Annotated in this window: 16 protein-coding genes; 9 read left to right on the plus strand and 7 right to left on the minus strand. The window is 72.5% G+C overall.

Features of this window, described 5'->3' with window-relative positions:
• Positions 1-55: 55 nt before the first annotated feature.
• Positions 56-940 (plus strand): M23 family metallopeptidase, encoded by an 885-nt coding sequence (locus D5H75_RS37500; RefSeq protein ID WP_119931403.1) that lies wholly within the window; start codon positions 56-58, stop codon positions 938-940.
• 145 nt (positions 941-1,085) lie between these two features.
• Here the strand turns inward: D5H75_RS37500 and D5H75_RS37505 are convergent, their stop codons facing one another.
• The 3 genes from D5H75_RS37505 to ppdK form a co-directional block, all read right to left on the minus strand.
• Positions 1,086-2,276 carry an NAD(P)/FAD-dependent oxidoreductase gene (locus D5H75_RS37505; protein ID WP_119931368.1) on the minus strand — a complete coding sequence of 397 codons (1,191 nt, stop codon included), beginning with the start codon at positions 2,274-2,276 and terminating at the stop codon, positions 1,086-1,088.
• 109 nt (positions 2,277-2,385) lie between these two features.
• On the minus strand, positions 2,386-3,600 hold the full coding sequence (locus D5H75_RS37510) for a deoxyguanosinetriphosphate triphosphohydrolase (RefSeq protein WP_119931369.1): 1,215 nt from the start codon (positions 3,598-3,600) through the stop codon (positions 2,386-2,388).
• A 206-nt stretch (positions 3,601-3,806) separates the two neighbouring features.
• Positions 3,807-6,464 carry a pyruvate, phosphate dikinase gene (ppdK, locus tag D5H75_RS37515; RefSeq protein WP_119931370.1) on the minus strand — a complete coding sequence of 886 codons (2,658 nt, stop codon included), beginning with the start codon at positions 6,462-6,464 and terminating at the stop codon, positions 3,807-3,809.
• Positions 6,465-6,711: 247 nt separating this feature from the next.
• Here ppdK and qcrB point away from each other — a divergent pair, with 247 nt between their 5' ends.
• On the plus strand, positions 6,712-8,061 hold the full coding sequence (qcrB, locus tag D5H75_RS37520) for a cytochrome bc1 complex cytochrome b subunit (RefSeq protein ID WP_202638898.1): 1,350 nt from the start codon (positions 6,712-6,714) through the stop codon (positions 8,059-8,061).
• A 254-nt stretch (positions 8,062-8,315) separates the two neighbouring features.
• Here qcrB and D5H75_RS37525 read toward each other — a convergent pair whose 3' ends face one another.
• Both D5H75_RS37525 and D5H75_RS37530 read right to left on the minus strand, forming a co-directional pair.
• Complete coding sequence (locus tag D5H75_RS37525) at positions 8,316-9,683, minus strand: glycine--tRNA ligase (RefSeq protein WP_119931372.1); 1,368 nt, start codon at positions 9,681-9,683, stop codon at positions 8,316-8,318.
• Between the two features lie 268 nt (positions 9,684-9,951).
• The gene (locus D5H75_RS37530) at positions 9,952-10,236 is read right to left on the minus strand and encodes an antibiotic biosynthesis monooxygenase family protein (protein ID WP_119931373.1); all 285 of its coding nucleotides are present in this window, start codon (positions 10,234-10,236) and stop codon (positions 9,952-9,954) included.
• A 102-nt stretch (positions 10,237-10,338) separates the two neighbouring features.
• Between D5H75_RS37530 and D5H75_RS37535 the strand changes: the two genes are divergently transcribed.
• The 6 genes from D5H75_RS37535 to D5H75_RS37560 all read left to right on the plus strand — a co-directional run bounded on the left by D5H75_RS37535 (position 10,339) and on the right by D5H75_RS37560 (position 14,623).
• Positions 10,339-10,749 (plus strand): DUF6703 family protein, encoded by a 411-nt coding sequence (locus D5H75_RS37535; protein ID WP_119931374.1) that lies wholly within the window; start codon positions 10,339-10,341, stop codon positions 10,747-10,749.
• A gap of 197 nt (positions 10,750-10,946) precedes the next feature.
• Entirely contained in the window at positions 10,947-11,957 is a 1,011-nt protein-coding gene (locus tag D5H75_RS37540) for a metal ABC transporter substrate-binding protein (protein WP_242454750.1), read from the plus strand.
• Between the two features lie 35 nt (positions 11,958-11,992).
• On the plus strand, positions 11,993-12,733 hold the full coding sequence (locus tag D5H75_RS37545) for a metal ABC transporter ATP-binding protein (protein WP_119931404.1): 741 nt from the start codon (positions 11,993-11,995) through the stop codon (positions 12,731-12,733).
• The gene (locus tag D5H75_RS37550) at positions 12,730-13,575 is read left to right on the plus strand and encodes a metal ABC transporter permease (RefSeq protein ID WP_119931376.1); all 846 of its coding nucleotides are present in this window, start codon (positions 12,730-12,732) and stop codon (positions 13,573-13,575) included. The genes D5H75_RS37545 and D5H75_RS37550 overlap by 4 nt, the downstream gene beginning before the upstream one ends.
• On the plus strand, positions 13,572-13,958 hold the full coding sequence (locus D5H75_RS37555; protein WP_119931377.1) for a Fur family transcriptional regulator: 387 nt from the start codon (positions 13,572-13,574) through the stop codon (positions 13,956-13,958). Before D5H75_RS37550 ends, D5H75_RS37555 begins: the two co-directional genes overlap by 4 nt.
• A gap of 137 nt (positions 13,959-14,095) precedes the next feature.
• A complete protein-coding gene (locus tag D5H75_RS37560) occupies positions 14,096-14,623 on the plus strand; it encodes a CGNR zinc finger domain-containing protein (protein ID WP_119931378.1) in 528 nt (175 codons plus the stop codon).
• Between the two features lie 192 nt (positions 14,624-14,815).
• On the opposite strand, the gene D5H75_RS37565 is transcribed toward D5H75_RS37560, so the two are convergent.
• Together D5H75_RS37565 and recO are read right to left on the minus strand one after the other, a co-directional pair.
• Positions 14,816-15,619 carry an isoprenyl transferase gene (locus tag D5H75_RS37565; RefSeq protein WP_119931379.1) on the minus strand — a complete coding sequence of 268 codons (804 nt, stop codon included), beginning with the start codon at positions 15,617-15,619 and terminating at the stop codon, positions 14,816-14,818.
• A gap of 11 nt (positions 15,620-15,630) precedes the next feature.
• On the minus strand, positions 15,631-16,359 hold the full coding sequence (recO, locus tag D5H75_RS37570; RefSeq protein WP_119931380.1) for a DNA repair protein RecO: 729 nt from the start codon (positions 16,357-16,359) through the stop codon (positions 15,631-15,633).
• 103 nt (positions 16,360-16,462) lie between these two features.
• Here recO and D5H75_RS37575 point away from each other — a divergent pair, with 103 nt between their 5' ends.
• Positions 16,463-16,930, plus strand: coding sequence for an Lrp/AsnC family transcriptional regulator (locus tag D5H75_RS37575; RefSeq protein ID WP_119931381.1), 468 nt, complete (start codon positions 16,463-16,465; stop codon positions 16,928-16,930).
• Positions 16,931-17,248 lie beyond the last annotated feature (318 nt).

Here is a 17,248-nt window from a genome sequence, read left to right on the forward strand (position 1 = left end):
GCGGTCGGTTACAAAAGAACGACACGGCATCCGTAAGCTCACGTGGGTGGAGATCATGCGAACGCGACAAAGGGCGCAGAAGGCCGGTCTGGCCGCGGCCTTCGCCGGGCTCGCGGCGCTGCTCAGCGCCTGCGCGGCCACGCAGGGCACCCATGGCGCGCTGCGCCCCGCCGCCCCGCCGCCCGTGGTGGACGCGATCGCCGCGACGCCCGTCCCCACGCCCGAGGCCTCTCCCGGGGGCGTACGGCCCTCGGCCGCGCCACCCGTGAAGCTCCCGCCGCCCAAGCTGTCCCCGCACCGCTACGTGTTCCCGGTGAGCGGCTGCAAGACCAGTTACGCCCGGCGGCTGCTGGTGCTTCCCAAGAGCACGATCTGGACCGGCAAGGGCTGCCTGTTCGTCTCCCCCATCGCCGGGCGGGTGCACGAGGTCCGCGCGAAGGACCGCTGGCGCCCGGCGACCGACAAGGGCGCCGACCGCGAGGGCAAGTTCGTCACGGTCATCGGCGTGGACGGCGTGCGCTACCTGGGCGGCCACCTCGACTCGATCGCCGAGGGGATCAAGCCGGGCGCCGAGGTCCGCGCGGGCCAGCCGCTCGGCCGCGTCGGCACCTCCGGCACCGGCCGCCGCGAGGGCCCCAACCTGTACTTCGCCCTCTCCTGGGAGACCGACGCCCGCTACTGGTGGGTGCGCAGGGGGATGGTCGAGCCCTGGGACTACCTCGACGCCTGGCGCAACGGCAACCGCACCCTCTCCCCCGCCCCGGCGATCGAGGAGGTGCAGAACCGCGTCGGCCTGACCCCGCGCTGCACCGTCCTGTGCAAGGACAAGGAGGAGCCCAAGCAGCGCGAGCGCCCGGAGAAGGAGGATGAAGCTCCGCTGCCCGAGACCACCCCGGACGCCCGCCGCCCCGGCAAACTCGGCCTCCTCGCCCCCGAATAGACGCCCCCGAGTAGACGTCTCCGAACAGGCGCCCCGCCGTCCCGCGCCGTGATCATGCCATGATCATGCGGTCTCAAGCGCACCCGGCGCCCGAAACCGCGTGATCACGGGGAGAGGACGCCCCACGGGAGGGGTCAGGAGCGGGTCAGAGGTCCGACAGGGGGACCGAGGGGTCGGTCAGGCGCTTGACGTCCACGGGGGTCCCGGCGCGGATGAGCTTCTGGACGTCGCCGGCGACGTCCCACACGTTGACGTTCATCCCGGCCACCACCCGGCCCGCGTGCAGCCAGAACGCGATGAACTCCAGGTCGGCGACGGACCCCCGGTAGACCACCTCGTCGTGCCCCGCGACGTCCCCGGAGAACTCCATCCCCAGCTCGAACTGGTCGGTGTAGAAGTACGGCACCCGGTCGTACACGACCTCCCGCCCGAGCATCGCCCGCGCCGCCGCCGGGCCGCCGTTCAGCGCGTTCGCCCAGTGCTCCACGCGGATGCGCCGGCCGTACAGCGGGTTGAAGGCGTTGGCGACGTCCCCGGCGGCGAAGACGTCCGGGTCCGAGCTGCGCAGGGACTGGTCCACCAGCACGCCGTCGGCCACCTCGAGACCTGCCGCCCGCGCGATCCGGTCGTTGGGCGCGGCGCCGATGCCCGCGATCACGTGGTCGGCCGCCAGCTCCTCGCCGCCGCGCAGCAGCACCGAGCCGCGCCGCACCTCCGCGATCTCCTCGCCCGTCCGCAGGCGCACCCCGTGCCCGCGGTGCACGCCCGCGAACACCTCCCCCAGTTCCGGCCCCAGCGCGTGGACCAGCGGCGCCGGGGCGCTCTCCACCACGGTCACCGAGCACCCCGCCTCGGCGGCCGCCGCCGCGGTCTCCAGCCCGATCCACCCGGCGCCCGCGATCACCACCTCGCCGCCGGCCGCGAAGGCCTCCTTCAGCGCCTCGCTGTCGGCCGCCGTCCGGAGGTACAGGGCCCGCTCCGCCCCCGCCACCGGCAGCGGCCGGGGCGTCGCCCCCGTCGCGATCAGGAGCTTGTCGTACGGCTGCCGCGTGCCGTCCGACAGCCGCACCTCCCGGGCGGCGCGCTCGATCTCGGTGGCCACCACGTCGAGCCGCAGGTCGACGCGGTTGTCGTCATACCAGGACGGCTCATGGACGTAGATGCCCGACTTCTCCGACTTGCCGCGAAGGTAGTCCTTCGACAGCGGCGGCCGCTCGTACGGCCGCTCCGCCTCGGCCGCGATGACCACGACCTCGCCGTCGAACCCCTCCTCCCGCAGGGTCTGCGCCGCCTTGGCCCCCGCCAGCCCGCCACCGATGATCACGTACGTCGTCATCACTCGCCTCCTGCGCCCGATACCGATCCGTCCTCACAGCCGATCCATCCACACAACCGCGTCGCGGGAAAGGCCACGCCGTAGACACGTGAGACCGCGTCCGGCCGGTTCAGCGGCGGCGGGAGAGCCGCCGCCGCAGCTCGACGGCCGACACGTCGGTGAGGGACGCGAGCTGGTCCACCACCACGCGCAGCCGCGCCGCGTCGCCGTCCGCCGTGCCGTACGCCTCGCGCCAGGACGGGTCCAGCGTCTCCGGCGCCCCCGCCTCGACCATCCCGGCCAGCTCGAAGATCAGCTCCCGCTGCCTGGCCTGCCGCGCGTGGTGCTCGTCGGTCGTCATCACATAGCGCGCCGTCACCCCCTTGAGCAGGGCGCATTCGAGCCGGGTGCGGCGGGGCACCACGAGCCTCACGCCGCGCGTCCCCGCCTCCTCGGTCGCGTGCTGGGCCGCCCGGCAGAACCGCCCGATCAGCTCGCTCGTCAGGTTCTTCAGCGCGGCCAGCGAGCCCATCGACCCGTCGTACGCCTCCGGCCAGAACGGCTCGCGCAGCAGCCCCTCGAACGCCTCGTCCAGTTCGCCGGCCGACGCGTCAGGGGCGTACCACCGGACGGCCAGGTCCCGCACGTCGCGCCGCTCGGCGGGGTCGCGCAGCGCCGGCAGGACCTCGCGCACCGAGTGCAGGGTGTCCTCCAGGTCGTGGACCGAGTAGGCCACGTCGTCGGACCAGTCCATGACCTGCGCCTCGAAGCGGACCCGCCCGTCGTCGCCGCGGCCGTCGCGGATCCACCGGAACACGTCGAGGTCCTCGGCGTAGACGCCGTACTTCGGCGAGCGCTCCTTGGTCCAGGGGTACTTCAGCGACGCGTCCAGCGAGCCCCGGGTCAGGTTCAGCCCCACCGACCGGCCGTCGGCGGCCACCACCTTGGCCTCCAGCCGGGTCAGCAGCCGCAGGCTCTGCGCGTTGCCCTCGAACCCGCCGCACGGCGCGGCGACCTCGTCCAGCGCCGCCTCGCCGTTGTGCCCGAACGGCGGATGGCCCAGGTCGTGCGCCAGGCACGCGGTCTCCACCAGGTCGGGGTCGCACCCCAGCGCCTTCCCCAGCTCCCGTCCGATCTGCGCGCACTCCAGCGAGTGCGTCAGCCGCGTCCGCGGGCTGTGCAGCCCCTCATCGGCGCCCCCGGTGACCACCTGCGTCTTGGCGGCCAGCCGCCGCAGGGCCGCGCTGTGCAGCACCCGGGCCCGATCCCGCTCGAACGGCCCCCGTTCGGGGTTCCCACCCTCCTCGGGGACCCACCGCTCACGAACCCACGCATCGACGTCCACTGAATCGAGCCTATGCGCCACCCCCGACAACCCGCCCTTTCACGCCCGCGCTCCCGCGCCCGTCCAGCCTCCCGAGGCGTACGGCGAGCCCCCGGCGCACGCCCCGGCCAGGCCCTTGAGGCGTACGGCCCGCGAGGTCTCCGGGGCGTACGCCCGCGGGGAACGCCTCGGGAGGGGCGCGCCGGGGACGCGCCCCTCCCCCGGCGTCAGCGGCTGTCGGAGTGCCCGGACTCCACGGCGGCGCGCGCGGCCTCCAGGCGGGCCACCGGGATGCGGAACGGGGAGCAGCTCACGTAGTCGAGCCCGGCCTCGTGGCAGAAGTGGATGGACTCGGGGTCGCCGCCGTGCTCGCCGCAGATGCCCAGCTTGAGGTCCGGGCGGGTGGCGCGGCCCTCCTCCACCGCGATCCTCACGAGGCGGCCCACGCCGTCCCGGTCCAGCGTCTCGAACGGGGACACCCCGAAGATCCCGAGATCGAGGTACTTGGAGAAGAACGCCGCCTCGACGTCGTCGCGGGAGAATCCCCAGGTCATCTGGGTGAGGTCGTTGGTGCCGAAGCTGAAGAAGTCGGCGGCCTCGGCGATCTGCCCGGCGGTGAGGGCGGCCCGGGGCACCTCGATCATGGTGCCGACCAGGGCCTCCACGCCCGCCTCGCGCAGGATCCGCTCCGTCTCCTCGCGGATGGCCTCCAGCTCCTGGACCGCCCCGACCAGCGGGATCATGATCTCGGGCCGGGGGTCCCCGCCCGCCGCGCGGCGCTCGGCGGCGGCCTCGGCGATCGCCCTGACCTGCATCGCGAACAGGCCGGGGATGACCAGGCCGAGCCGTACGCCGCGCAGGCCCAGCATCGGGTTCTGCTCGTGCAGGCGGCGGACCGCGTCGAGCAGCCTGCGGTCCTTCTCCGACGCCCCGTCCCCGGCCAGGGCCACGCGCACGGCCAGGTCGGTCATGTCCGGGAGGAACTCGTGCAGGGGCGGGTCGATGAGGCGGACCGTCACCGGGAGCCCGTCCATGGCCTCGAAGATGCCGAGGAAGTCCGCCTTCTGCAGCGGCTCCAGGGCGTCCAGGGCGCGCTGCCGCTCCTCGGGGGTCTCGGCGAGGATCAGGTCCTCCACGAGCTGCCGCCGGTCGCCGAGGAACATGTGCTCCGTACGGCACAGCCCGATGCCCTGGGCCCCGAACCGGCGGGCGCGGGCGGAGTCCTCGGGGTTGTCGGCGTTCGCGCGTACGGCCAGGCGGCGGCGCGAGTCGGCGTGGGTCATGATCCGGTGGACGGCGGCCACGAGCTCGTCGCCCTCGGCCGGGTCCAGGCCGCCCTCGAAGTACCGCACCACCGGGGAGTCCTCGACCGGCACCTCGCCCAGGTAGACCGCGCCGCTGGTGCCGTCGATGGAGATCACGTCGCCCTCGCTGACGACGACGCCGCCGGGGGCGGTGAAGCGCTTCTCCTTGACCGAGACGTCCAGTTCCTCCGCCCCGCAGACGCAGGTCTTGCCCATGCCGCGCGCGACCACGGCCGCGTGGGAGGTCTTGCCGCCGCGCGAGGTGAGCACGCCGCGCGCCGCGATCATGCCGCCCAGGTCGTCGGGGTTGGTCTCGCGCCGCACCAGGATCACGTCCTCGCCCGCCGCGGCCAGCTCCTGGGCGCGGGCGGAGTCGAAGACGGCCTTGCCGACCGCCGCGCCCGGGGAGGCGTTCATGCCCTTGGCGATCTGGTTCTTCTCGGCCGAGGACGCGAAGCGCGGGAACATGAGCTGGGCGAGCTGGTCGCCGCTGACCCGGGTCACGGCCTCGTCCATGTCGATGAGGCCCTGGTCGGCGAGCTGGCAGGCGATGCGGAACGCCGCCGCGGCCGTGCGCTTGCCGACGCGGGTCTGGAGCATCCACAGCTTGCCGCGCTCGATCGTGAACTCGATGTCGCACAGGTCGCGGTAGTGGTTCTCCAGCGTCTCCATGATCGACAGCAGCTCGTCGTAGGACCGCTTGTCGATGCGCTCCAGCTCCTGGAGCGGCAGCGTGTTGCGGATGCCGGCGACCACGTCCTCGCCCTGCGCGTTCTGCAGGTAGTCGCCGTAGATGCCCTGCTGCCCGGAGCCGGGGTCGCGGGTGAACGCCACGCCGGTGCCGGAGTCGGGGCCGGTGTTGCCGAACACCATCGTGCAGACGTTGACCGCGGTGCCCAGGTCAGCGGGGATGCGCTCCTGGCGGCGATAGAGGATGGCCCGCTCGGCGTTCCAGGAGTCGAAGACCGCCTTGATCGCGAGCTGCATCTGCTCGCGAGGCTCGGAGGGGAACTCCCGGCCGGTCTTCTCACGGACGATGCCCTTGTACGTCTCGACGAGGCCGCGCAGTTCCTCGACGCCGAGGGCGGTGTCCTCGCGAGAGCCCTTGACCTCGTCCAGGGCCTCCTCGAACAGGTCGCCGTCGATGCCGAGCACGGTCTTGCCGAACATCTGGATCAGCCGCCGGTAGGAGTCCCAGGCGAACCGCTCGTTGCCGGACTGCTTGGCCAGGCCCTGGACCGACTCGTCGTTGAGGCCGATGTTGAGGACGGTCTCCATCATCCCCGGCATCGAGAACTTCGCGCCCGACCGCACGCTGACCAGCAGCGGGTCGTCGGCCTGGCCGAGCCGCTTGCCCATGGCCCGTTCCAGGGCGCCCAGGTGCTCGGCGACCTCCTCCACGAGCCCGTCCGGGACGCCGCCGTGCTCCAGGTAGTGCCGGCACGCCTCGGTCGTGATCGTGAATCCGGGTGGAACGGGCAGCCCCAGATTCGTCATCTCGGCGAGGTTCGCTCCCTTTCCGCCGAGAAGATCCTTGAGGTCCTTGTTGCCTTCGGTGAAGTCGTAGACATATTTGGGCACGCCGCGCTCCTCACACCGACACCGGGTCCCATTCGCCGCGACTCTACCGACGAGATCCGCCGCCAAACGTCACCCAGTCGTTCATGTGTCATTTACCCAGCTAGACCCGCATATAGCGGTCTAATCCAGTGCCTTTCCCTGGACAGCGCGGGCATCCCGTGATCGGCTGAAGGACGAGGTCCCAGCCCCCGCCGGAGCCGCCATGGCCAGGTCCGCGAGAAGCGCGCGAACACCGCTGCGTGAGCGGGTGAGGGCGGTCAACGCGGCGGTCGGCGGCGCGTCCGCGCGGGCGGGCCGGGGCACCGCCGGCCGGCTGGACGACCGCCTCGGGATGTCGCGGGCGCTGCGGCCGCAACTGCGCAAGCTCTTCCCCGACCACTGGTCGTTCCTGCTCGGCGAGATCGCGCTGTACTCCTTCGCCGTGCTCGTGCTGACCGGGACGTTCCTGACCTTCTTCTACCGGCCGAGCATGGACGTCGTCGTGCACCAGGGGGCGTACCCGCAGCTCCGCGGCCTGGCCATGCCGGAGGCGTACGACTCGGTCCTGCGGCTCAGCCTGGAGGTGCGGGGCGGGCTGCTCATGCGGCAGATCCACCACTGGGCGGCCGTGTTCTTCGTGCTCGCGATCTTCTCGCACCTGATGCGGGTGTTCTTCACCGGGGCCTTCCGCCGCCCGCGCGAGCTGTCCTGGCTCACCGGGATCGCGCTGCTGGCGCTGGCGCTGGTGGAGTCGTTCCTCGGGTACTCCCTGCCGCTGGACCAGGTGTCCGGGGCCGGGCTGCGGATGGTGGACGGGCTGCTGCTGGCCGTGCCGGTGGTCGGGACGTACCTCTCGCTGTTCCTGTTCGGCGGGGAGTTCCCGGGCGACGTGGTGATCCCGCGCCTGTTCACGGGGCACGTGCTGCTCGTGCCCGGGCTGCTGGCCGCGCTGGTGCCGCTGCACGCCCTGGCGCTTGTGTGGGTGCAGAAGCACAGCGAGTTCCCGCTGCGCGGCCGCTCGGAGGACCAGGTGGTGGGCGGGCCGTTCTACCCGTTCTTCATCGCCAAGACGGCGGCGTTCTTCCTCTTCACGTTCGGCGTGATCGCGCTGTTCGGGGCGTTCGGCTCGGTGAATCCCGTCTGGCTGTACGGCCCGTACACCCCCGCCGCCGCGTCCCAGGAGACGCAGCCCGACTGGTACTTCGGCTTCCTCGACGGGGCGCTGCGCCTGATGCCCGGGTGGGACGTGAACGTGCTGGGGCACACCCTGAGCCTGGGCCCGCTGGTCCCGATGCTCGTGCTCGGCCTGCTGTTCGCCCTGCTGACCTTCTACCCGTTCATCGAACGGCGGTTCACGGGCGGCCGGGACTGGCACCACCTGCTCCAGTACCCGAGCGACGCCCCGGTGCGCACGGCGATCGGCGTCGCCTACGTCACCTTCTTCGCGGTCCTGTGGCTGGCCTCGGGCGCCGGCTCGCTCCACCACCGCCTCGCGATCCCGCCCGAACCCCTCATCTGGGCCCTCCGCGCGGCCCTCCTGCTCGCCCCCGCCCTGGCGTACGGCGTCACCCTCTCCCTGGCCAGGAGACGCCGCCACCGCAGGAACTCCCCGGGCTGACTCCCCGGGCCGTTGCGGGCGAGGCGGAAGCGCTGCCACACGGAGCGGGAGCAGCGCGAGCGGAAGCGGCGCGAGCGGAAGCGACACGGGGTGGAGCGGCGCGGAGCGGCGGTGGCGTCGCCGGCCCCTGCGCCGATCTCGTGATTCCCCGTGTGCCGCCCGAGGTATCGGGTGACGGCCCACGGGCGTGAATCGCGAGATCGGCGCGTTCAGGGGCCTGAGGATCCGGTTGCCGTGTGAGGCGGGCCGATCGGTCAGAGGTCGGTGAGGCGCTCGTGGAGGTAGCCCTTGACCTTGTCGAGGGAGACGCGCTCCTGGGCCATCGTGTCGCGGGAGCGGATCGTCACCGCGTGGTCTTCGAGGGTGTCGAAGTCCACGGTGATGCAGAAGGGGGTGCCGATCTCGTCCTGGCGGCGGTAGCGGCGGCCGATCGCGCCCGCGTCGTCGAAGTCGACGTTCCAGCTCTTGCGGAGCTGGGCGGCCAGGTCGCGGGCCTTGGGCGACAGCTCGGGGTTGCGCGAGAGCGGGAGCACCGCGGCCTTGACCGGGGCCAGGCGGTGGTCGAGGCGCATGACCGTGCGCTTCTCCATGACGCCCTTGGCGTTCGGCGCCTCGTCCTCGGCGTACGCGTCCATCATGAAGGTGAGCGTGCAGCGGTCCACGCCCGCCGCCGGCTCGATGACGTACGGCGTGAAGCGCTCGCCGGCCTCCTGGTCGAAGAAGGTCAGGTCACTGCCGGACGCCTTGGAGTGGGTGGACAGGTCGAAGTCGGTGCGGTTGGCGATGCCCTCCAGCTCACCCCACTCCGAGCCGGTGAAGCCGAAGCGGTACTCGATGTCCACCGTGCGCTTGGAGTAGTGCGACAGCTTCTCCTGCGGGTGCTCGTAGAGCCGCAGGTTGTCGGGGTTGATGCCGAGGTCGAGGTACCAGTTCTTGCGCTCGTTGATCCAGTACTCGTGCCACTCCTCGTCCGTGCCCGGCTTGACGAAGAACTCCATCTCCATCTGCTCGAACTCACGGGTGCGGAAGATGAAGTTGCCCGGCGTGATCTCGTTGCGGAAGGACTTGCCGATCTGGCCGATGCCGAACGGCACCTTGCGCCGCGCCGACTGCTCGACGTTCTTGTAGTTGATGAAGATGCCCTGCGCGGTCTCCGGCCGCAGGTAGGCCAGGCCGGAGGCGTCCTCGACCGGGCCGAGGAAGGTCTTGAGCAGGCCGTTGAACATGCGCGGCTCGGTGAACGCGCCCTTGGTGCCGCAGTTGGGGCAGGTGACGTCGGCCAGGCCGGCGGCCGGCTGGCGGCCGTGCTTCTCGGCGTACGCCTCTTCGAGGTGGTCGGCGCGGTAGCGCTTGTGGCACGACTGGCACTCGGTCAGCGGGTCCACGAACTCGCTGACGTGACCGCTGGCCTCCCACACCTCGCGGGCCAGGATGACCGAGGAGTCCAGGCCGACGACGTCCTCGCGGCCCTGCACCATGGACTTCCACCACTGGCGCTTGACGTTGTTCTTCAGCTCGACGCCGAGGGGACCGTAGTCCCAGGACGCCCGCAGGCCGCCGTAGATCTCGCTGGACGGGTAGACGATGCCCCGTCGCTTGCTGAGGCTGACGATCGTGTCCATGTTGTCCGTACGGCGGGCCAAGGCAGTCTCCATCCGGCTGGCGGTCGGCGAGGGATCTGTGCGATCTATGCGGGCGCCCGCGCGGGGCCGCCCGGTGCGCGGCGCGATCGCCGCGTCCTCGATTAGGTGCACCAGCTTAGAGGACCCATGGCCGCGGTCGCGCGCGGATAAGGGGTGCGGCAGGTCAACGACGGACCGGCCGCGTCCCCGGATCCGGCGGCGGTACGGCGGGGCCGCGGGCCGCCGGGCCGTACCGGGGGAAGCGCGGCTACCTCTGGTGCAGGACCTCGAACGCGCCGGCCTCGTCGATCGCGCGGGACATCAGCGTCATGGCCGCGATACGCACCTCGTACGGCGACATGCTGCGCCGGTAGAACCCCGCGCCCTCCCACTCGGTGACCAGCGCCCACACCGACGGGTCGTCCACGGCCCGGCTGAGCCGCCCGGTGACGTAACCGGGCTGGGCCGCGAGGAGGTCGAGGAGTTCCCGCGCCCCCTTCTCGAAGTCGGCGGCGGCGTCGTCGGGCACGGAGAACCTGGTTATGGCGAGCACGGACCAAGGATCGCAGACGGCGGTACTGCCGATGGACGCCCCCGATCCGCCAGGATGTGACCAGGAGCGGCCGGTACCGGGACCACGAGGGAGAGCACGCCCATGGCGACCAGGCGCAGGGACGGCAGTCGTACGTCAGGGGACCCGCGCAAGGCGGCCGAGCGGGCGCGCAGGCCGCGGGGCCGCCCGCTGCCCGCGGGGGAACGGTTCTTCACGCCCGGCGCGACCGGGCTGCGCAAGCGGGTGGAGGAGGTGAGCGCGGTCCCGCTGGTCTACCTGTACCGGCTGCCGCGCTGGGTGCTGCCGCTGGTGATGGCGGGGCTCATGCTCGCCGGGTTCGTCGTGCGGGGGCCGCTGGGCGGGATCGCGGTGCTGCCGGTGCTGGCGTTCGTGGTGTGGCTGGCCTACATGTCCTGGCCGTCGCTGCGCTTTCCCGGGCGGCTGCTGCGCGTCGCCCTCGGGACTTTTCTGCTATTGCTCATGGTTGATCACTTCGTGCCGCTTGTCGGATAGCGGGCCTTCGCCGGATAGCCGGGCCTTTGCCGGGGGGTAGCGGGTGCCTGCCGGGGTAGCCGATGCCTGTGGGATGGCCGGTGTCTCTCCAGGTGGCCGGCGCTTGCCGGATAGGGGGCGCATGTCGGCTCGCGGCGGCTGAGTGGCGACTTGGCCCGATTTTGACAACCGTTTTCATTATCGGGCACACTCATAGGGTGACATACGATTTCTCCCCACGGCTGCGCTCCCGCGTCACCAGGACACTCGGTCTCCTCGTGGCGGGGACTCTCACCCTCGCCTCCCTGGCCGCCTGCGGCTCCGAGTCCGGCCGCCCGGGCTCCGGCGGCGCCGCCACCGGGGAGAAGTCCGAGGTCCTCGGCGCCTTTTACCCGCTTTCCTGGCTCAGCCGGCAGATCGGCGGGCAGGACATCACCGTGAGCGACCTGACCAAGCCGGGCGCCGAGCCCCACGACCTGGAGCTCACGCCGCGCCAGGTCGTGCAGGTGGGCGAGGCCAGGCTGGTCGTCTACATCAAGGGCATCCAGCCCGCGGTGGACGAGGCCGTGGCCGAGCACGCCCCCAAGTCCTCCCTGGACGCCGCGTCGCTGGTCAAGACCATCCCGGCGGGCGAGTCCGACGCGCACGCCCACGAGGGCGGGCACGAGGGCGAGCACGGCCACGAGGAGCACGGGAACGAGGAGCACGAGCACGGCGGGGTCGACCCGCACATCTGGCTCGACCCCGACCGCATGGCCACCGTGGCGACCGGCCTGGGCGAGCGCCTGGCCGCCGCCGACCCCGCGCACGCCGCCGGATACCGCGAGCGCGCCGCCAAGACCGCCGCGTCCCTGCGCGCCCTGGACGGCGAGTTCAAGACCGCCCTGGCCACCTGCGCCACCCGCACCCTGGTGACCAGCCACGCCGCGTTCGGCTACCTGGCGAACCGCTACGGCCTGAAGCAGGTGGGCATCAGCGGCGTCGAGCCCGACAGCGAGCCCACGCCGTCCCGGCTGGCCAAGGTCGCGGACCTGGCCAAGCGCGAGAAGGTGAGGACCATCTTCTTCGAGTCGCTGGTCAACCCCAAGGTCGCCCAGGTGCTCGCCGAGGAGGTGGGCGCCAGGACCGAGGTGCTCGACCCGCTGGAGAGCCCGCCCAAGGACGGCGACTACCTCACGGCGATGCGCCAGAACCTGAACCACATCCGCGCCGGGCTGGAGTGCCGGTGAGCGGGGCCCTGCGCACCGGCACCCCGGTCTTCCGGATGACCGGCGGCCGCGTCTCCCTGGACACCCGCGAGGTGCTGCGCGGCGTGGACCTGACCGTCGAGCCCGGCGAGGTCGTCGCCGTGCTCGGCCCCAACGGCTCGGGCAAGTCCACGCTCGTGCGCTCGCTGCTCGGCCTCGTCCCGCTCACCGCCGGCTCCGTCGAGCTGTACGGCGTGCCGCCCCGGCGGTTCCGCGACTGGAAGCGCGTCGGGTACGTCCCGCAGCGGCTCACGGCGGGCGGCGGGGTTCCGGCGACCATCCGCGAGGTGGTCGCCTCCGGCCGTATCGCCAGGCAGAAGCGGCTCCGGCCCGCGAGCGCCGCCGACCGCGCGGCGGTGGACCGCGCGCTGCGGGCGGTGAGCCTGGCCGACCGCGCCGGCGACCCCGTGCACGCCCTGTCCGGCGGGCAGCAGCAGCGGGTCCTGATCGCCCGCGCGCTGGCCGGCGAGCCCGACGTGTACGTCATGGACGAGCCCACCGCGGGGGTGGACGCCGCCACGCAGCAGGCGCTGGCCGGAACCCTGCGCACGCTGGCCGCCGAAGGCCGTACCGTTGTGCTCGTGGCCCACGAGCTGGGCCCGCTGGCCTCCGTCATCACCCGCGCCGTCGTCGTCACCGACGGCCTCATCACGCAGGACGGCCCGCCGTCGATCGCGGCGGCCGTACAGGAGCACTGCCACCCCCACGCCGACGAGGACGTGCGGGTCCCCTTGTCAGGATGGAAACCCACCCCGTGATGGATCTGCTGCAGTACGACTTCATGCGGCGCGCGCTGCTGGCCGCGCTCCTCGTCGGCCTGGTCGCCCCCGCCGTCGGCACGTTCATCGTGCAGCGGAGGCTGGCGCTGCTCGGGGACGGCATCGGCCACGTGGCGCTGACCGGCGTCGCGCTGGGGTTCCTCACGGGGACGGCGCCCACGCTGACCGCGGTCATCGTGGCGGTCGGCGGCGCGATCGCGATCGAGCTCGTGCGGGAGCGCGGGCGGACCAGCGGGGACGTCGCGCTCGCGCTGCTGTTCTACGGCGGCATCGCCGGGGGCGTGCTGCTGATCGGGCTCGCGCCCGGCGGCAGCAACGCGACGCTGCTGGGCTACCTGTTCGGCTCGGTGAGCAGCGTGTCCGCCGAGGACGTGTGGGTCGTGGCCGGGCTGGCGTCCGCCGTGCTGATCATCGTGGCGGCGTTCGGGCGCGAGCTGTTCGTGCTGTGCCAGGACGAGGAGGTCGCGCGGTCGTACGGCCTGCCCGTGCGCATGCTGAGCCTGCTCATCGCCGTGACCGCCGCGCTCACCGTCGTCGTGGCCATGCGGGTCGTGGGGCTGCTGCTGGTCAGCGCGCTCATGGTGGTGCCGGTCGCGGCGAGTCAGCAGATCGCGCGGGGCTTTCGGACCACGATGTTCCTGGCCATGGCGATCGGCGTGGTCTCCGCCGTCGGGGGGCTCCAGGTGGCGGCGGGGCAGGACAACGTGGCGCCGGGCGCGGCGATCGTGCTGATCGCGCTCGCGGCGTTCGTCGTGGCGCTGGTCTTCGGTAGATTCGTCCGGCGCAGCCGTACCACTGACACCACGGGGGCGAAGGCTTGAGTTCACGTCGTGAGGCAGTTCGTCAGGCGCTCGCCGCGAGCGACGGTTTCCGCAGCGCTCAGGACATCTACGCCGACATGCGGGCGAAAGGCGCCAAGATCGGGCTGACCACGGTCTACCGCGCGCTCCAGACGCTCAGCGAGAACGGCGAGGTGGACACGCTCCGCACCGACGACGGCGAGTCGGTGTACCGGGCGTGCGCGACCGACCGGCACCACCACCACCTGGTGTGCCGGCGCTGCGGGCGCACCGTCGAGGTCGAGGGGCCCGCGGTGGAGCGGTGGGCCGAGAACGTCGGGGCCGACCACGGGTTCACCGAGATCACGCACACGGTCGAGGTCTTCGGGACCTGCTCGGCCTGCGCGGCGCGCGTCGCCTCCTGAGGTCCCCGGGCCTCCTGAGATCCCCGGACCTCCTGAGGTCTCCGGGCCTCCCGGGTTTTCGGGCCTCCGTCATTGCGGGGCCGTGGGGGATACTGTCGGCAGCAGGCCCGCCCGCCCCGCCCGCGACAGGAGCCGCCATGACCTTCGGCCACGACACCGCGCGCGCCCTGGCCGCGGTCGTGGATCTGATCAACAGCGCGCCCGCCGACGTGGCCGCGCTGACCGAGCTGGTGCGCCGCCACACGATCACCGACGTTCCCCCGCTGCACGAGGGCGACGTGACCGCGATGGCGCGCCGCCGTTCGGAGTTCCTCGCGGTGTTCGCCGCCGCGTCCCGCGAGGAGGCCGTCGAGGGCCTCAACGCGATCATGGCGCAGGCCCGGATCACGCCGCGCCTGACCGAGCACGACGACTTCCCGCTCCACCTGCACTACCACGCGCCCGGCGCCACCCTCGCCGAGCACTTCGCGGCCGACGGCGGGGTCGCCCTGGCCACCGTCCTCGCGGCCGGCGAGTGGGAGCGCCTGCGCACCTGCGCCGCCCCCGGCTGCGCCAACGTCTTCGTGGACGAGTCCCGCAACCGCTGCCGCCAGTACTGCGACAGCCGCTCCTGCGGGAACCGCCTCCACGTGGCCGCCTACCGGGCCCGCCGCCGCTCCGCCTGACCCGCGCCCGCGCGCCGCCGCTCCGCCTGACGCTCTTCCGCGCGTCCACCGCTCCGCCCTGGCCCGCTCCCGCGCGTCCACCGCTCCGCCTGACCGCTCACGGCACGCGTGCCCTGCCGTACGGCCGCGGCCTGCCGTACGGCCTGAGCGGCGCGCGGGCGGGAGCCGTACGGCCCGCGCGCGGCGAGGGGCCTAGGAGAGGGGGCCGGACACGGCGGGGACGGAGTTCGGCAGGGCGCCGCCGTAGCGCCGGTCGCGCTTGGCGTAGATCTCGCAGGCCTGCCAGAGGTGGCGGCGGTCGAACTCGGGCCAGAGGGTGTCGAGGAAGACCATCTCGGCGTACGCCGACTGCCAGAGCAGGAAGTTGGAGGTGCGCTGCTCGCCGGAGGAGCGGAGGAAGAGGTCCACGTCCGGGATGTCCGGCTCGTCGAGGTAGCGGGCGAAGACCTTCTCGGTGATCTTCTCCGGGTTGAGACGCCCGGCGGCGACGTCCCGCGCGATGCGGGCGGCGGCGTCGGAGATCTCCGCGCGGCCGCCGTAGTTCACGCAGAACTGCAGGGTGAGCCGGTCGTTGGCGCGGGTCATCTCCTCGGCGTCGGTCAGCTCCTTGATCACGCTCTTCCAGAGCCGCCCCGGCCGCCCGGCCCAGCGCACGCGCACGCCCATCGCGTTGAGCTGGTCGCGTCGCCGCCGGATCACGTCGCGGTTGAAGCCCATGAGGAACCGCACCTCGTCCGGCGAGCGCCGCCAGTTCTCGGTCGAGAAGGCGTACGCCGACAGGTAGGGGATGCCCAGCTCGATCGCGCCCTCGATCACGTCGAAGAGCGAGGCCTCCCCCATCTTGTGACCCTCGACCCGCGGCAGCCCGCGCGCCTTGGCCCACCGGCCGTTCCCGTCCATCACGATCGCCACGTGCCGGGGCACGAGGTCGCGCGGCAGCGCCGGCGGGATCGCGCCGGAGGGATGCGGGGACGGCTGAGCGTAGTGCTTCTTCAAGTGACTGGCCCTCAGACTCGTTCGACGTGCTGGAGTGAGCGTATGCCGTGCTCAAGGTGCCATTGCAGGTAGGCGGCGACCAGGCCGCTGCACTCCGTGCGGTGGCGGGTCTCGCTCGCGTCGGCCGCGTCCCAGTCGCCGCGCAGCAGCGCCACCATCAGCGCGACCGTGGGCGGGGCCGGGGAGGCCGCCCCCGGTGTGCGGCACGTCCCGCAGACCATGCCGCCGGTCACGATCGCGAAGGAACGCACGCCCTCGGCCCCGCATCGGGCGCATTTGTCCAGCGACGGGGCGTATCCGGCGACGGCGAGGGAGCGCAGGAAGTAGGCGTCGAGCACCAGCCGGGGGTCGTGCGACCCGTCGGCCAGCGTGCGCAGCCCGCCGACCAGCAGCAGGAACTGCCGCAGCGCCGGCTCCTTCTCCCCGCTCGTGAGCTTCTCGGCGGTCTCCAGCATCGCCATGCCGGAGGTGTAGCGGGGGTAGTCGGACACCAGCGCCTCGCCGTACGGGTGCAGCGTCTCGGCCTGGGTCACGACGTCGAGGGACCGCCCGGCGTGGAGCTGGAGGTCCACGTGGGTGAACGGCTCCAGCCGCGCCCCGAACCGCGAGGACGTGCGCCGGACCCCCTTGGCGACCGCGCGCACCCGCCCGGTCCGCCGCGTGAGGATCGTGACGATGCGATCGGCCTCACCCAGCTTCTGGGTCCGCAGAACGACGCCTTCGTCGCGATAGAGGCTCACCCTCACATTGTCTCACCCACGGGCGAACGCGGGTCCGGCCTGCGCGGAGGTGAGCGCGAGGTCCGCCGCATTTGTACGCTTAATCGGGGTGAAAGGGGAGGGTATGCAGCTCGACGCGCTGGACAAGGCCATCATCGGGGCGCTGGTGGCCGACGCCCGCGCCACGTACGCCGAGATCGGCGCCCAGGTGGGCCTGTCGGCCCCGGCCGTGAAACGCCGCGTGGACCGCCTCCTGGCGACCGGCGCCATCACCGGCTTCACCGCCCGCGTGGACCCCGCCGCCCTGGGCTGGACCACCGAGGCGTACGTCGAGCTCTACTGCCGGGGCAAGACCACCCCCCGCGAGATCGCCGCCGCCGTCTCCCGCCACCCCGAGGTCGTCTCCGCCTGCACCATCACCGGCGAGGCCGACGCCCTCCTCCACATCCGCGCCACCGACATGCGCCACGTGGAACAGGTCATAGAACGCATAGCCGCCGAACCCTTCGTAGTCCGCACGAAAAGCGTCATAGTCCTGTCCCGCCTGATAGACGCCCCAACCCCCCTCGACGCCGCCTCCCCACCCGCCTGACCGCCGCCCCCTCCGCAGCCCCGGCGCCCAGCGAGAGCCGTACGGCGAGCCCAGCCGCCAGCGAAGGCCGTACGGCAACGCCAGCCGACGGCGAAGGCCGTACACCGACAATGGCGCGAGCCGCACCCCTCAGGAGGCGCGGGCCAAAAGCAAGGTCCTCGCAGGAGAGCGCTTCGCGCGTCCAAGCTCGCAGTCCCAGCGGGGGCTTCGCCCCCGCACCCCCGGCGAGGGGGCCGCCGCCCCCTCCCCCTCCCCCGCAAACCTCGGCATGTGACCGGACGGAGAAGGACCTCCCACGAGCGAAAGAGCAGGTTCCCC

Source organism: Bailinhaonella thermotolerans (genome assembly GCF_003594875.1).
GTDB classification, from domain to species: domain Bacteria; phylum Actinomycetota; class Actinomycetes; order Streptosporangiales; family Streptosporangiaceae; genus Bailinhaonella; species Bailinhaonella thermotolerans.

Excerpts from the sequence above, each read along its gene's own strand:
- D5H75_RS37500 (WP_119931403.1), top strand. The coding sequence starts at position 56 with ATGCGAACGCGACAAAGGGCGCAGAAGGCCGGTCTGGCCGCGGCCTTC.
- D5H75_RS37505 (WP_119931368.1), bottom strand. The coding sequence starts at position 2,276 with ATGACGACGTACGTGATCATCGGTGGCGGGCTGGCGGGGGCCAAGGCG.
- D5H75_RS37525 (WP_119931372.1), bottom strand. The coding sequence starts at position 9,683 with ATGGACACGATCGTCAGCCTCAGCAAGCGACGGGGCATCGTCTACCCG.
- D5H75_RS37535 (WP_119931374.1), top strand. The coding sequence starts at position 10,339 with ATGGCGACCAGGCGCAGGGACGGCAGTCGTACGTCAGGGGACCCGCGC.
- D5H75_RS37545 (WP_119931404.1), top strand. The coding sequence starts at position 11,993 with ATGACCGGCGGCCGCGTCTCCCTGGACACCCGCGAGGTGCTGCGCGGC.
- D5H75_RS37560 (WP_119931378.1), top strand. The coding sequence starts at position 14,096 with ATGACCTTCGGCCACGACACCGCGCGCGCCCTGGCCGCGGTCGTGGAT.
- D5H75_RS37575 (WP_119931381.1), top strand. The coding sequence starts at position 16,463 with ATGCAGCTCGACGCGCTGGACAAGGCCATCATCGGGGCGCTGGTGGCC.